Below are 14,444 nucleotides of genomic sequence, written 5' to 3'. Positions count from 1 at the left end.
GTCCGCCGTGTGCGGTCCGCCGTGCCCGGTCCGCCGTGCCCGGTCCGCCGTGCCCGGTCCGCCGTGCCCGGTCCGCCGTGCCCGGTCCGCCGTGCCCGGTCCGCCGTGCCCGGTCCGCCGTGTGCGGTCCGCCGTGCCCGGTCCGCCGTGTGTGGTCCGCCGTGCCCGGTCCGCCGAGTTCGGCGCGAGTTCGACGGCTCCGGTCGACGTCGCTGCGCGCGCGGGACGAACTCGACCGAGACTGTCGAACTAGACAAGTTGCCGGGCGCACGAAGAAGGGCCCCGACCGAAGTCGGGGCCCTTCCAGTTCAGCTGCCGATGGGCGACTGATCGGTGACTAGTTGATGCGCTTGTACGTGTTGTCCTCGAGGTACTCGTAGACGCCGATGGTTGCCTCGGTCGGGTCACCGTTCTCGTCGAACGTGACCGGGCCGGAGAAGCCGTCGTAGTCGACCTGGTCGCCGGCTGCGAGGGCTTCGGCCGCCGCGGTGAAGTCGGAGACCGCGGTGCCGTCGCCGGTTCCACCAGAGACCTGGCGGAGGTGCTTGGAGATGGCCTCACCCGAGACGTCATTGGCCGCGAAGGCAGCCAGAGCGACGAGCATGACGGCGTCGTAGGACTCGGCCGCGTAGCTGAAGTCGGTCAGGGTGGGGTCGAGCTCCTTGAGACGCTCGGTGAAGTCGCCGAGGGTTCCCACGTCGAGGCCCGGCAGCGTGCCCTTGGCTCCGGTGATGATGCCGGCGTCGAAGTCCTTGCTGTAGTCGGACAGGTTGCCGTCCACGAAGTAGAGGTTGCCGCCCGGGTAGCCGGAGCCGACCAGCGCGGGGGTGATGACCTTGGCCTGGTCGAACGTGATCAGGGCGATCGCGTCGGGGTTGGCGGCGGTCACTTCGGAGATCTGAGCCGCGAAGTTGGAGTCACCCTCGTTGAACAGCGACGTGGCGACGACCTCGCCGCCGGCAGCCTCAAAGGCCGCCGTGGTGGACTCGGCGAGGCCGGTGCCGTACGAGTCGTTGAGCACGATCAGGCCGAGGGTGGCGTTGCCGTCGTCGGCGATCTGCGTGCCCAGGACTTCACCCTGCAGCAGGTCGGACGGGGCGGTGCGCCAGTAGAGGTCCTTGTCGGCGTACTTCGTGAAGTCTGCCGAGGTGTTGGCCGGCGAGAACTGCACGACACCCGCGCCGGTGATCTGGTCGATCACGGTCTTGGAGACGCCGGAGGATGCTGCACCGATGATGGCCGAGACGTCCTGCGAGAGGAGGTCGGTCACCGAACCGGTCGCGGTGTCCGTCGTGGTGTCGCCGGAGTCACGGAAGATGGCCTCGACGGTGAGTCCAAGATTCGCGTCGTTGATGTCCTTGACGGCCAGTGCGACCCCGGCTTCTTCGGGCGGGCCGAGGAAGGCCAGGGCACCACTCTGGGGAAGGATGGTGCCGATCTTCAGGGTGAGGTCGCGGTCGCCGGCCGTGATGGCTTGGGCGTCTCCGCTCGCGGCGGGGGCTTCCGATTCAGCCGGTTCTGCAGTGTTGCTGCTGCATCCGGTGAGCAGAAGTGCACTGACGCCGACCATGGCGACTCCAGTGACGACTGCCCGGACTGAGCGGGAGGCCGAGGCCTTCGCGAATACGCTCATGTTGCTCCTTGGGACTAGGAATGAGAAATGCCAGCGGTCGAATGACTGCCGTCCTGTCACATTATTGACAGGAATCGCGCGAAACAAGGCAACCGTGTTACATCCGTGTAACGCAGACCAAATCGTTACGATCGGCGGCCGGTGACGCCCGCATAGGCGATCTGTTGCGAATCGGCCAGCGCGGCCGCACATTCTCCCCAGGATGCGCAGGCGACCGCCCCGGTGCTGACCTGGTCGAGGGCCGGCCTGATCGACGCCGCGCCGTCGTCTCCGGCCCGCGCCGCGGCCAGGGCGCTCAGGACGACCCCGTCATAGGCCTCGCCCCCGCCGGCGGTGTCGACCAACCCCGGATCCAGAGTGCGCAGGCGCGCCGCGAAGCCGCCGCTGGCGGCCAGGGGTGTGCCGCCGTTCGCGAAGTCGCCGAGCGCCAGCAGCGCCGCCGGCGCCGCCAGAACGGCAGCGGCCAGGTCGTCCGGCATCGGGACCGTGGCGTCCCAGAGCACGACGTCGACGCCGCGGGCCAGCAGGTCGGTCAGCGCCGTCGCCGCGTCGACGGCGGAGTCGCGGTGGACGATCTCGATGGGAGTACCGAGGATTCGGCCCTGCTCGGTGATCTCCCGGGCGGCCAGTTCCGTGCCGGCCACCTGCGCCGCTCCGCTGGCGGCCGCCGGGCCCGTCATGGGGAACAGGGTGCCGATGCGCACGGTCCCGTCGCCGGACGGTGCGACCACGACGGGTGCGACGGTGGGCGTGGCCACCGGCGGCGCGGCCTCCGCTGTGCAACCGGAGAGCAGAAGAACACAGGCGAGCCCCCCGATCAGGCTGACTGGCAGGGAACTCGACGCAGCGCGCATCCGGTGTCCTTTCAGGTACGAGGTGCGCCCCCGAGCGTAGCCGGGCTCAGGCCGGTTCCAGGGACGCACGCCGGGGCGCGCGCCCGGTGAGGACCATGTCGGTCGTGAGGACGACCAGCGCCACCCAGACCAAGGCGAACCCGAGCCAGCGCTCGGGCGGCATCGGCTCGAGCAGCACGAAGACGCCGACCAGGAACTGCAGGATGGGCGCGAAGTACTGGATCAGGCCCATGTACGTCAAAGGCAGCCGCCGGGCCGCGGCGGCGAAAAACAGGAGCGGGACGGCGGTCACCACGCCCGCTGCCAGCAGCCCCAGGGTATGCCAGGTGGAGACGGTCCCGAAGGTGAGACCGGAAACGGAGCCCACCACGATCAGCTGCACGACGGCGATGGGCGCGAGCCAGACCGTTTCGAGGGTAAGGCCGGCGACGGCGTCGACGTCGCGGCCGACGCGCTTCTTGATCAGGCCGTAGAAGCCGAACGAGAACGCGAGGATGAGCGACACCCACGGCAGCGAGCCGTAGCCGACGGTGAGGACGACGACGGCCCCGAGGCTGATGCCCACGGCCACCCACTGCAGCAGCCGCAGCTTTTCCCGCAGCAGGATGACGCCGAGGAAGACGGTGACGATCGGATTGATGAAATATCCGAGGGCAGCCTCGACCACGTGTCCGCTGAGGGCGGCGAAGACGTAGGTCTGCCAATTGACGAAGATGAGCAGGCCGGCCAGACCCATGGCGAAGACGATGCGAGGTCTCAGCAGCAGGCCGGCGAACGACCGCCACTTGCGGGTGACCGTGATGAGCAGCGCGCAGAACACCAGGGAGAAGAGAACACGCCAGGCCACGATCTCGAACGCCCCGCTCGGGGCGAGGAGCAGGAAGTAGAGCGGCAACGCGCCCCAGAGTGCGTAGGCGAGGACCGCGTAGATCAGTCCCTTGCTCTGTTCGGACCGCGCCGGGCGGGCAGGACGGGCCCGGTTGAGGTTCTCGGGTGAGGGAGGGCCTTGCTCCACGGGCGGGCCTTTCTTAACGAAGAATCCCGGATGGCCAGGCCATCCGGGATTCTACCGATCAGTGGGTGTGACTAGCGAACGACGACTGCGAGCACGTCGCGAGCCGACAGGACGAGGAGATCCTCGCCACCGAACTTGACTTCGGTTCCGCCGTACTTGGAGTAGATCACCTTGTCGCCGACGGCGACGTCGAGCGGAATGCGGTTGCCGTTGTCGTCAATGCGGCCGGGGCCGACTGCGACAACTTCGCCCTCCTGGGGCTTTTCCTTGGCGGTGTCAGGAATGACCAGACCTGAAGCGGTGGTCTGCTCTGCGTCGACCTGCTTGATGACGATGCGATCCTCGAGCGGCTTGATGGAGACCGACACGGTTGACCTCTTTCTTAGCTAAGACATAGTTAGCAGACTCACAGCGAGAGTGCTAGATCGAGTTTAGGGCGCATCTGGCACTCACGCAACGTGAGTGCCAGATGCGAGGGGTTGATAGGTTTGCACGATGGAACGCTCAGAGCTCGTCGAGCTGTTATCGCCGGGCGGTTTGCGTCTGCTGGACTCGCTGCCGCCGTATGACCCGGCCGCCGACGTCGTGCGGGTGGTGAGCGAACTGCGCAAGGCCGGGCACAGCCCCGACCTGGTCACCGCGGTGCTCAGCCAGTCCCGGCTCCGGGCCAAGGCCCTGCCCAAGTTCGGTGAGTTCGCCGGTCGCATGCTGTTCACGGAGGCCGGCCTCGAGCAGGCCACTCGGCTGCGGGTGGCCGCGCTGCACGCCGGCCGTTTCACCGGCGCTACCCTGAACCGGGTCGTCGACCTCGGCTGCGGGATCGGCGGCGACGCCATGGCCCTGGCCGCCATGGACCTCACGGTGACGGCGGTGGACGCCGACGAGGTGACCGCGACCGTCGCCAGCTACAACCTGGCTCCGTTCGAGAATGCAAGCGTTCTGCACTCGGCCGCGGAAGACGTCGACCTCACCGGATTCGACGCCGCCTGGCTCGATCCGGCCCGGCGCACCGCCGGGCACTCCAACACCTCCCGCCTCACCAGGCCGGAGGACTACTCCCCCCACCTCGATTTCGTCTTCGGCCTCAGTGAGCGGATGCCCATCGGCGTCAAGCTCGGTCCGGGACACGACCGCGATCTGATCCCCGCCGAGGCCGAAGCGCAATGGGTCTCGGTGGACGGCAGGCTCGTGGAGATGGGGCTGTGGTTCGGAGCGCTGGCGCGCCCCGGCATCCGTCGCTCCGCCCTGCTGCTCGGCCGGACCGGGACGAACGAACTGACCGCGCCCCGCGACAGCGAGGATGCACCGGTCGGTGTGCTGGGCGACTACCTGTACGAGCCGGACGGCGCGATCATCCGTGCCCGCCTGATCGGCGATCTTGCCCGCTCGCTCGACGCGCTGATGCTCAGCGAGGGGATCGCGTACCTCACCTCCGAGACCCTGCATCGCACGCCGTTCGCCACCGCGTTCCGGGTGCTGGAGGTGCTGCCGGTCGATGAGAAGAAGCTGCGGCTGGCGCTGCAGGAACGTCGGATCGGCACGCTTGAGATCAAGAAACGCGGCGTGGATGTCGACCCGGCCACTCTGCGTACCCGGCTGAAGCTCAAGGGCCCCGAGTCGGCGACGCTCGTACTCACCCGGGCAGCGGGACAGCGAGTGGCCCTGCTCGTGGAGCGGGTTCCGCCGCTCGACTGAGCCGCAGATGGAGCAGGAAGGTCGAGGCCGCAGGTCGAGGCGCGCCCGGCTCAGCCGGGCACGATCGTCAGCACCTGCGTGACGATCAGCACCCACCCGACCGCGAGGACGAGTCCGGCCAGCCCCGTGAGCAGCCCGTAGGCCCACACGGTGCCGGCACGTCGTTCGGTCAGGCGGGCCATCACGGACAGCACGACTGCGGCGAGGGAGAGCGCCGCGCCCCAGACGCCGAACACGGCGATCAGTAACCCGAGCAACCCGAAGACGAGCGAGGCGATGGACAGGCCACGCCGGCCCGCCTGAGCGCGCAGCTCGCTGTCGGTGTAGACGTACGGCACCCACTCCGTGGGGGCGGTGACGGTTGACGCATAGTCCAACTCGCCCGGGGCCGGTGCCGGACGCCGGGTGAGGTCGGCCCGGAAGTCGCCATCGCGGGACGGGTCCCGTTCCTCCCCCATCATCCCCGCTGCTATCTCCGGCTCAGAACGACGAGTTGGGGACGGTGGCGAAGAAGACGGACCAGATCACGATACTGACCAGCGCCATCCCGACGCCGATGAACCCGGTGATGAGTCCGGTCAGCCAGAAGCCCCGGGCCTGCGGTTCCTTCGATTTGCCGAGGAAGCCCAGAACGACGGCAGCGGCGGGAATGAACAGCCCGAGGATGCCGCCCACGATCGGGAGGAATACGATCGGCGAGCCGAGCAGGCCGATGACGCCGGCCACCAGCGCCAGAATGCTGAGGATCGGCTGCTTCGCGATGGGGGCACCATAGGACGCCGAATACGGGGTGCCGTAGGCCGGCGCCTGGGTCGCCGTCGGAGCGCCGTAGACCGGCGGCGGAGTCGGAGTCGAGGCGCCGTAAGCCGGCGGCGGAGTCGGAGTCGAGGCGCCGTAAGCCGGCGGCGGAGTCGGGGCTCCGTAGGCCGGCGGCGGAGTCGGGGCTCCGTAGGCCGGCGGCGGAGTCGGGGCGGCGGGCGCGCCCTGCTCGTCGCGCGGGATGTCGGGGACCTGTGGCACGTCGGGCACCTGGGGCACGTCAGGCACGTGGGGCACGTCGGGGTTGCTGGGGATATTCGAATCGCTCATGCGAATTCATTCCTTTCCGAAACGACGGAGTGCGTCGCTGTCGCATATCGGGTCACCGGCCATCGGCGCGGGGTCTCTCCCCGTGGCCACGAAACAGCAGGGCCCGGGTCAGTAGGTATTGAGCAGGGTCGGGTCGTTGGCGATCGCGATCAGGAACGGGATCAGCAGGACCACGGCCAGGAGCTGAGCCGCCAGGCCCGCGTAGCCGACGATGAGGCCGGCGATCGCGAGTCCACGACCCTTTTCTCCGGTCTTCCCGATCTGGCTCAGCCCGATGTGGCCGGTGATGATGCCGACCAGGGAGATGCCGAGCACCGACGTCACGAGCGACACGATGGACAGCACGTTGTATTTCTCGGACGGGGCCTGCTGCGGGTAGCCCTGCTGGGTGTAGGCAGGGGCGGCCTGCGCGGGGATGGTGTCCGCGGGGTTCGCGGGCGCTGCCGGCGGCTGGAACATGGGCGGGGTAACCGGCGGCTGGTTGGGGTCGGTCATGTCGATTGCTCCTTCGGGAATGGTGCGTCTGGCGGTAATGGTACGTCTGGCGGGAATGGTGCGTCTGGGCTGCTGACCTGGCACACGGTCGGACAGGATGTCGAGCGCCGAGACAAACGGCACCCGCCGAAGCCAGAATACCCGCCCGAGGGCGAAATACCGGTGGGAGGGGGTTTCAGACCTGGATCTCGGATACCGGGAGGGTGGAATCCGCCCCGAAGTCCAGCGCCGAGGGCGGATGCCCGGCCATGATCAGTTGCGCCCCGAGGGCCGCGATCATGGCGCCGTTGTCGGTGCAGAGCGACAACGGCGGGATGCGCAGGGCGATGCCGGCGGCATCCGTGCGTTCCTGGGCCACCTGGCGTAACCGGGCGTTGGCGATCACGCCGCCGCCGAGCAGGAGTCTCGGCACGCCGAGGTCGACGCAGGCCGCGATGGCCTTGGTCAGCAGGATGTCGACGACCGCCTCCCGGAAACTGGCGGCAACGTCGGCCAACGGCACCGGCTCATCCGCGTCGCGTTTCTGCTCGACCCAGCGGGCCACCGACGTCTTCAGCCCCGAGAACGAGAAGTCATATCGGTGCTTGGCCATGTCCTTGGTCTGGCTCAGACCACGGGGGAAACGGATGGCGGTGGGGTTGCCGGCCAGCGCGGCCCGGTCGATCTGGGGTCCGCCCGGGTAGGGCAGGCCGAGCAGGCGGGCCACCTTGTCGAAGGCCTCGCCGGCGGCATCGTCGATGGTCTCCCCGAGTAGTTCGACGTCGGAGACCAGATCGCGCACCAGCAGCAGGGAGGTGTGGCCGCCGCTGACCAGGAGGGCGATCGTGGGATACTCAAGCGGCTCCGTCATGTCGTCGGGGCCGAGGCGGAGCACATCGGCGCCCACGTGGCCGACGAGGTGGTTGACCGCGTAGATCGGCTTGCCGAGAGAGATCGCGAGCGCCTTGGCTGCCCCGACCCCGACCATGAGCGCGCCGGCCAAGCCGGGACCACAGGTCACAGCCACCGCATCGATGTCCTCCAGACGGATCCCGGCCTCCAGCGTCGCCGCCCGGATCGCCGGAACGAGCTCCTCGAGGTGCGCGCGCGCGGCCACCTCCGGCACGACTCCGCCGTAGCGGGCGTGTTCGTCCATGGACGACGCGATCGTGTTCGAGAGCAGGGTGGCGCCGCGCACGATCCCGATCCCCGTCTCGTCGCAGGAGGTCTCGATGCCGAGCACGAGCGGGTTGACGCGGTTCAGAGCGGTCAGGGCGGTCAGGGCGGTCGGGTCGGTCAGGGCGGTCATTCGGCGGCCTCCGGTTCGGCATCTGCCGGCGTCGTCTGCATCTTGGGGCCAGGAACGTGCAGGCGCATCACGATCGCGTCGACGTTGTCGGGCTGGTAGTAGCCGCGACGGATGCCCAACTCCTCGAAGCCGAGCCGGCGGTAGAGCTCCTGGGCCGGCGGGTTGTCGGCGCGCACCTCGAGGAAGACCTCCCGCACGCCCCGCTTACGGGCCTCGGTGATCAGGCTGAGCATCAGGGTGCGGCCGAGGCCGCGGCCGCGGGCCTCTTCGGTGACCGCGATGGTCTGGATGTCGCCCTCGCGCGCGCCCTGGGGGGCCTGCAGCCCGGCATAGGCCTCGATTCGATCGGGCTCGTCGGGCGGGAAGGCAACCAAGTAGTAGCAGTTCGGGTTGACCACGTCCTGGGCCATCGCCTGGACGGACCACGCATCGTTGACGAAAATGCGGGTCTCGAGCGCCATGATGGCGTCCACGTCGGCGGCTCGGGCGCGCCGCAGTTGCCAGGTCATCAGCTGACCCGTTTCGGACCGTTGGACAGGGTGACATCCGGCGAGCGCAGGTAGAGCGCCTCGTCGGCGGCGAACGGGCGCCGGTGGGCCCACATCAGCTCGGCTACCTGCCCCAGCTCTCCGGCGGACACGGTGACCGCGTCGAACCGGGGAACCCCGGCGTGCGCCCAGTCCGGCTCCAGCAGCACGGCCGGCCGGGTCACGCCCGGTGCGACGACCCGGATCGGGAGCCCCTGGGCATCCGCCCCGCTGTACACGGACCAGTTCACCTCGCGGCGACGGGCGTCGGTGACGACCACGAGCGGGCCGGTGTGCCCGGCCCGGTAGCGGCCGAAGGCGAGCGCGTCGTGGCTGACGACGGGCACGAAGGGCACCCCGGCGCCGAGCGCGAAGACCCGGGCGGCGGCGATGCCCACGCGGAGGCCGGTGAAGGGGCCGGGGCCCATGCCGCCGACCACTGCGGAGAGGTCGCTGATCGGCACGGCCGCGTCGCTGAGGCAGTCGGCGATCAGGCGACCGACCACCTCGGCGTGGCGCATGGTGTCGTCGGTGGCGCGTTCGGCGATGACGCCTCGGGCGAGGTCCACGACCGCGACGCTCGTTCCGGCGGAGGTATCGATGGCGAGAAGCACCTCACCAGCCTATTCGCTGTGCCCGATTCGCTGTGCCGCCGGTTCGCTGTTCGGCCGTTCCGCCGCTTTTGCTCTCGGCCTGCCTCGAACGAATTCGACGGAGATTTTGGGGTGTAGCGCCGAATTCGGCCCGTTATGGGCTCGTGCGAGCAAAATCTCCGTCGAATTCGTCCGGCCAGCGGGGACCGTGCGGGGTGACCGTGACTGTGCGCGGCTCGTCGATGTCGAGCACCTCGGTGTCGTCGGCGACGACGGATGCGGCCGCCTCCGAGGCCCCGACCGGCCGTTCGATCTCGATGTCGAGCCAGGAGTCGGCGATGCCGTCGAGCATCCCGCGGCCCCACTCGACCACGACGATCGACCGGGCGAAATCGATGTCGAGGTCGTCCAGCTCGAGGGCGCTTCCGAGCCGGTAGGCGTCGACGTGCACGAGCGGTGGCCCGCCGATCGTGCTCGGGTGCGTGCGCGCCAGCACGAATGTGGGGCTCGTGACCGAGCCGCGCACCTGCAGACCCTCCCCCAGACCGCGGGTGAAGGTCGTCTTCCCGGCGCCGAGCGGTCCGGTCAGCACGATCAGGTCACCGGCCCGCAGCAGCCCCGCGACCGTGCGGCCGAACTCGTGCATTTCGGCGGCGTCCGGGATGACGGTGCGCATCAGCGGGAACCGGTGCCGGGCCGGGCCTCGGTGCCGGGCCGGGAACCCGTGCCGGGGCGGGAACCCGTGCCGGGGCGGGAACCGGTGCCGGGGCGGGAACCGGTGCCGGGGCGGCCCACGCCATCGACCGCAGCGGGCCGGTCCGAGCCGCCGGCCGCATTGCCGATCTCGCCCCGGTAGCTGCGGGGAACCCGGCGGCCGATCCGGGTGACGATCTCGTAGTTGATGGTGCCGGCGGCGTCGGCCCAGTCGGTGGCGCTCGGCACACCCGTCTCCGGGTTGCCGAACAGCACCACCTCGTCGCCGACCGCCACACTCGTCTGGCCGACGTCCACGACGAACTGGTCCATCGCGATGCGCCCGACCAGCGGATGAGGGTGGCCATTGATGTCGACCTGCGCGGTTTCGGAGGCCTGACGCGGCACGCCGTCCGCGTAGCCGAGCGGCACGAGGGCGAGGTGGCCGTCGACCGGCGCCCGCCAGAGGTAGTCGTAGGACACCCCGGCACCCGCGGACACGGGCCGCACCGCGGCGACGCGACCCCGCAGCGTCATCGCCGGGGTGAGGCCGAGCTCCCGGGAGGTCTGGTCCGGGAACGGCGACAGCCCGTAGATGCCGATGCCCACCCGCACCATCGAGAAACGGGCGGCCGGCACCCGCAGCGCCGCCGCCGTGGAGGCCAGGTGGATCAGCGGCGGCGTCAACCCGGCGTCGACGGCGAGGGCGACGCCGCGTTCGAAGCGTTCGACGGCCTCGGCGTCATCGGCCGGGGACGCGTTCGACAGGTGGCTGAAGATCCCGGTCACGGTCAGGCGGGAGGCCTGCTCAAGCTCGGCCGCCAGGGCGAACGTCTCGGCCCAGTCCGGTTCGTGCACGCCGTTGCGGTTGAGTCCGGTGTCCAGTTTGAGGTGCACATCGGCCACGCGGCCGAGAGCGGTGGCGGCGCCTGCGACCTGGCGCAGCTGCCGCGCCGAGGACAGCCCGAGGCTGATGTTCCGGGCGATGGCGGCGGTGAAATCGGCATCCGGATCGTGCAGCCAGGCCAGAAGGGGCGCGTCGATGCCGGCGGCCCGCAGTTCGAGCGCCTCGTCGATGTCGGCCACCCCGAGCCAGTCGGCGCCGGCCGCGAGCGCGGTGCGGGCGACCGGAACGGCCCCGTGGCCGTAGGCGTTGGCCTTGACCACGGCCATCAGGTGCGGGGTGCCGGCCATCTGCTTGAGGTGCACGACGTTCGCGTAGACCGCGCGCAGGTCGACGACGGCTTCGCGGTACCCGGTCATGCCGCACCCTCCGTGACCACGAAGGCGCAGGCCACGCCGGCGTCGTGGGTCATGGTCAGGTGGACCGTGTCGATGCCGCGGGCCGTCAACGCGGCCGCGGCGGCTCCGTGCAGGACGAAGCCCGGGTTGCCGTGGGCATCGGTCACGACTGCCATCTCCTGCCAACTGGCGCCGGCACTCTCGCCGAGCGCCTTGATGAGCGCCTCCTTGGCCGCGAAGCGCGCGGCCAAGGAGTGCAGCGGCAACTCGCGCTCGGCTTCCGTGAAGAGCCGACGAATCAGCCCGGGCGTGCGCAGGACCTGCCGTTCGAAGCGGGCGAGGTCGACGATGTCGACCCCGATGCCCCGGATCATGCCGTCATCCTCTGCACCCTGTTTTGCCCTCCGACTACTCGACTCGCACTATTCGACGGTGACGGACTTGGCCAGGTTACGGGGCTGGTCCACGTCGAGTCCCTTCGCCGTGGCGAGTTCCATGGCGAAGATCTGCAGCGGCACGACGGCCAGAAGCGGTTCGAACAGCGGCGCTGCCAGCGGGATGCGGATCACGGTGTCCGCGAACGGCAGCACCGCGACATCGCCCTCTTCGGCGATCGCGATGATGCGCGCACCTCGGGCCCGGATCTCCTGGATGTTCGAGACCACCTTGGGGTGCAGGTGCGCGGAGCCCCGCGGGCTCGGCACGACGACGAAGACCGGCTGGCCGGGCTCGATCAGAGCGATCGGCCCGTGCTTGAGCTCTCCGGCGGCGAAACCCTCCGCGTGGATGTAGGCGAGCTCCTTGAGCTTGAGCGCCCCCTCGAGAGCGATCGGGAAGCCCACGTGCCGGCCGAGGAACAGCACGGCCCGGGTGTCACTCATCCAGTTGGCCAGTTCGTGGACGGTCGATTCCTGCAGCAGGGTGGTCGCGATCTTCGCCGGGATGCCCTGCAGCTCGACGACCTGCTCCACCTGCTCGGCCTCGGTCAGGCTCCCCCGCACTCGCGCCAGGTGAAGCGCGAACAGATAGAGGGCGGCGATCTGGGCGACGAACGCCTTCGTCGAGGCGACGGCCACTTCGGGACCGGCATGCGTGTAGATGACCGCGTCGGACTCACGCGGGATGGTGGCACCCTGGGTGTTGCAGATCGAGATGGCCTTCGCGCCCGCCTCCCGGGCGTACTTGACGGCCATCAGCGTGTCCATGGTCTCGCCGGACTGGCTGATCGAGATGACCAGGGTCTCGGGGTCAAGAATCGGGTCGCGGTAGCGGAATTCGTGGCTGAGCTCGACGTCGACCGGCACGCGGGCCCACTTTTCGATGGCGTACTTCGCCGTCTGACCGGCGTAAGCGGCCGTTCCGCAGGCGATGATCACGATGCGACGGATGCCCGCGAGCACGTCGTCTCCGAATTCGGTCAGCTCGGGAACGACGGCCTTGCCCTCGTGGATGCGGCCCCGCAGGGTATTGCGCACGGCATCCGGCTGCTCGGAGACTTCCTTCGCCATGAAGCTGGACCAGCCGCCCTTCTCGGACGCGGAGGCATCCCAGGCGATGTCGAATTCTTCCACCTCGACGGCGTTGCCGTCGAAGTCGGTGACGGTGACGAGGTCGGGCGTGATGGTGACGATCTGGTCCTGGCCGATGGCCACCGCGCGGCGGGTGTATTCGACGAAGGCCGCGACGTCGGAGCCGAGGAAGTTCTCGCCGTCGCCCAGGCCGATCACGAGCGGGGAGTTGCGGCGGGCGCCGACGACGATGCCGGGCTGGTCCTGGTGCACGGCGAGGAGGGTGAAGGCGCCGTCCAGGCGGGAGACGACCGCGCGGAACGCCGCGCCCAGGTCTCCGACGCGCTGGTATTCCCGGCCGAGCAGGATGGCCGCGACCTCGGTGTCGGTCTCGCTCTCGAAGGTGAAGCCCTCGGCGAGGAGTTCGTCCTTGAGTACGGAGAAGTTTTCGATGATGCCATTGTGGATCAGGGCGAGCTTGCCGTTGTCGCCCAGGTGCGGGTGCGCGTTCGAGTCGGTCGGCGCACCGTGGGTGGCCCACCGGGTGTGTCCGATCCCGGTGTTGCCGTTGTTGATCGGGTTCGCCGCGAGTTCGGCGGCCAGCACGGCCAGTTTTCCCGCGCGTTTGGACGTATTGAGGGTGCCCTCAGAATCGATGACGGCGATGCCCGCGGAGTCGTACCCGCGATATTCGAGCCGCCGCAGACCTCCCATCAGGACCTGAACGCTCTTGTTGTCTCCTACGTATCCGACGATTCCACACATGGGTCCGATTTTAGTCCGAGTAAGCTCGGTGGAATGTCCGATCCGGTTGCGAGTCCCTGGAACAACGGCCACAGCACTCCCTTCGTCGAACTGGACCGGGCAGACTGGGCCGCCCTCGCGCCAACCACCCGGCTTCCACTACGGGAGACGGAGATCGTGCAGCTGCGCGGGCTGGGTGAGCCGCTCGACCTGCAAGAGGTCACGGATGTCTACCTGCCGCTCAGCCGCCTGCTGAACCTCTACGCCGCCGGAGCCCGGCAGCTGCACCGCGCCACGAGCGACTTTCTCGGGGAGCGTGCCCAGCGCACGCCGTTCGTGATCGGAGTCGCCGGGTCGGTCGCGGTGGGCAAGTCCACCATCGCCCGCCTGCTGCGCGAGCTGCTCGCCCGCTGGGAGGACACGCCGCGGGTCGAGCTGGTGACCACCGACGGCTTTCTGCTGCCCAACGCGGAACTCACAAGGCGGGGCCTGATGGACCGCAAGGGGTTCCCCGAGTCCTACGACCGACGCGCCCTGCTGCGCTTCGTCGCCGCGGTCAAGAGCGGCGCCGCCGAGGTGCGGTCGCCGTTCTATTCACATCTCAGCTACGACATCGTTCCCGACGCCCAGATCGTGGTGCGGCAGCCTGACATCCTGATCGTCGAGGGACTCAACGTGTTGCAGCCGCCCGGGCCGGGTCACGGGCTCGCTGTCAGTGACCTGTTCGACTTCACGGTATACGTGGACGCGCGCACGCAGGACATCGAGCGCTGGTACGAGGAGCGCTTCCTCAAGCTGCAGCGCGGCGCGTTCAGCAACCCGAAGTCGTATTTCCACCGGTACGCGAGCATGACCGAGGCCGAGGCGCGGAGCCGGGCCCGGGAGATCTGGACCGAGATCAACGAACCCAACCTGTTGCGGAACATCCGGCCGACCCGCTCTCGGGCGACCCTCGTGCTGCGCAAGGACCCGAACCACTCCGTCTCCAAGGTGCTGCTGCGCAAGGTGTGACCCGCACAGGGCCCGACCCGCACAGGGCCGACCCGCACAGGGCCGACCCGCCCAGGG

Annotated in this window: 16 protein-coding genes; 2 read left to right on the top strand and 14 right to left on the bottom strand. The window is 69.2% G+C overall.

Annotation, left to right across the window (positions count from 1 at the left end; translation table 11 throughout):
- Positions 1-337: 337 nt before the first annotated feature.
- The 4 genes from E3T28_RS02225 to groES all read right to left on the bottom strand — a co-directional run bounded on the left by E3T28_RS02225 (position 338) and on the right by groES (position 3,870).
- On the bottom strand, positions 338-1,633 hold the full coding sequence (locus tag E3T28_RS02225; protein ID WP_134427505.1) for an ABC transporter substrate-binding protein: 1,296 nt from the start codon (positions 1,631-1,633) through the stop codon (positions 338-340).
- A 125-nt stretch (positions 1,634-1,758) separates the two neighbouring features.
- The gene (locus tag E3T28_RS02220; protein WP_134427502.1) at positions 1,759-2,487 is read right to left on the bottom strand and encodes an ABC transporter substrate-binding protein; all 729 of its coding nucleotides are present in this window, start codon (positions 2,485-2,487) and stop codon (positions 1,759-1,761) included.
- Positions 2,488-2,533: 46 nt separating this feature from the next.
- Positions 2,534-3,502 (bottom strand): EamA family transporter RarD, encoded by a 969-nt coding sequence (rarD, locus tag E3T28_RS02215; protein WP_134427499.1) that lies wholly within the window; start codon positions 3,500-3,502, stop codon positions 2,534-2,536.
- 71 nt (positions 3,503-3,573) lie between these two features.
- A complete protein-coding gene (gene groES / locus E3T28_RS02210; protein WP_066597535.1) occupies positions 3,574-3,870 on the bottom strand; it encodes a co-chaperone GroES in 297 nt (98 codons plus the stop codon).
- A gap of 127 nt (positions 3,871-3,997) precedes the next feature.
- Here groES and E3T28_RS02205 point away from each other — a divergent pair, with 127 nt between their 5' ends.
- A complete protein-coding gene (locus tag E3T28_RS02205) occupies positions 3,998-5,197 on the top strand; it encodes a class I SAM-dependent methyltransferase (protein WP_134427496.1) in 1,200 nt (399 codons plus the stop codon).
- Positions 5,198-5,247: 50 nt separating this feature from the next.
- Here the strand turns inward: E3T28_RS02205 and E3T28_RS02200 are convergent, their stop codons facing one another.
- The 10 genes from E3T28_RS02200 to glmS form a co-directional block, all read right to left on the bottom strand.
- Complete coding sequence (locus tag E3T28_RS02200; RefSeq protein WP_134427493.1) at positions 5,248-5,658, bottom strand: hypothetical protein; 411 nt, start codon at positions 5,656-5,658, stop codon at positions 5,248-5,250.
- A gap of 19 nt (positions 5,659-5,677) precedes the next feature.
- Positions 5,678-6,286: a DUF4190 domain-containing protein gene (locus E3T28_RS02195; RefSeq protein WP_134427490.1), complete on the bottom strand. Its 609-nt coding sequence runs from the start codon at positions 6,284-6,286 to the stop codon at positions 5,678-5,680.
- A 108-nt stretch (positions 6,287-6,394) separates the two neighbouring features.
- The gene (locus E3T28_RS02190; protein WP_134427487.1) at positions 6,395-6,781 is read right to left on the bottom strand and encodes a DUF4190 domain-containing protein; all 387 of its coding nucleotides are present in this window, start codon (positions 6,779-6,781) and stop codon (positions 6,395-6,397) included.
- 175 nt (positions 6,782-6,956) lie between these two features.
- The gene (gene tsaD, locus E3T28_RS02185) at positions 6,957-8,069 is read right to left on the bottom strand and encodes a tRNA (adenosine(37)-N6)-threonylcarbamoyltransferase complex transferase subunit TsaD (RefSeq protein ID WP_134427484.1); all 1,113 of its coding nucleotides are present in this window, start codon (positions 8,067-8,069) and stop codon (positions 6,957-6,959) included.
- Positions 8,066-8,578 carry a ribosomal protein S18-alanine N-acetyltransferase gene (rimI, locus tag E3T28_RS02180; RefSeq protein ID WP_134427481.1) on the bottom strand — a complete coding sequence of 171 codons (513 nt, stop codon included), beginning with the start codon at positions 8,576-8,578 and terminating at the stop codon, positions 8,066-8,068. The genes tsaD and rimI overlap by 4 nt, the downstream gene beginning before the upstream one ends.
- Positions 8,578-9,210: a tRNA (adenosine(37)-N6)-threonylcarbamoyltransferase complex dimerization subunit type 1 TsaB gene (tsaB, locus tag E3T28_RS02175; RefSeq protein ID WP_134427478.1), complete on the bottom strand. Its 633-nt coding sequence runs from the start codon at positions 9,208-9,210 to the stop codon at positions 8,578-8,580. The genes rimI and tsaB overlap by 1 nt, the downstream gene beginning before the upstream one ends.
- 133 nt (positions 9,211-9,343) lie before the next feature.
- Complete coding sequence (gene tsaE, locus E3T28_RS02170; protein WP_134427475.1) at positions 9,344-9,865, bottom strand: tRNA (adenosine(37)-N6)-threonylcarbamoyltransferase complex ATPase subunit type 1 TsaE; 522 nt, start codon at positions 9,863-9,865, stop codon at positions 9,344-9,346.
- Complete coding sequence (gene alr / locus E3T28_RS02165) at positions 9,865-11,145, bottom strand: alanine racemase (protein WP_134427472.1); 1,281 nt, start codon at positions 11,143-11,145, stop codon at positions 9,865-9,867. The genes tsaE and alr overlap by 1 nt, the downstream gene beginning before the upstream one ends.
- Positions 11,142-11,498 carry a holo-ACP synthase gene (locus tag E3T28_RS02160; RefSeq protein WP_134427469.1) on the bottom strand — a complete coding sequence of 119 codons (357 nt, stop codon included), beginning with the start codon at positions 11,496-11,498 and terminating at the stop codon, positions 11,142-11,144. The genes alr and E3T28_RS02160 overlap by 4 nt, the downstream gene beginning before the upstream one ends.
- 48 nt (positions 11,499-11,546) lie before the next feature.
- Positions 11,547-13,397 carry a glutamine--fructose-6-phosphate transaminase (isomerizing) gene (glmS, locus tag E3T28_RS02155; RefSeq protein ID WP_134427466.1) on the bottom strand — a complete coding sequence of 617 codons (1,851 nt, stop codon included), beginning with the start codon at positions 13,395-13,397 and terminating at the stop codon, positions 11,547-11,549.
- A 33-nt stretch (positions 13,398-13,430) separates the two neighbouring features.
- Between glmS and coaA the strand changes: the two genes are divergently transcribed.
- On the top strand, positions 13,431-14,387 hold the full coding sequence (gene coaA / locus E3T28_RS02150; RefSeq protein WP_134427463.1) for a type I pantothenate kinase: 957 nt from the start codon (positions 13,431-13,433) through the stop codon (positions 14,385-14,387).
- The last annotated feature ends 57 nt before the right edge of the window (positions 14,388-14,444 follow it).

Origin of the sequence: Cryobacterium sinapicolor, assembly GCF_004403465.1 — a bacterium.
GTDB lineage: Bacteria > Actinomycetota > Actinomycetes > Actinomycetales > Microbacteriaceae > Cryobacterium > Cryobacterium sinapicolor.
This window is presented reverse-complemented; position numbering and strand designations above follow the sequence as displayed.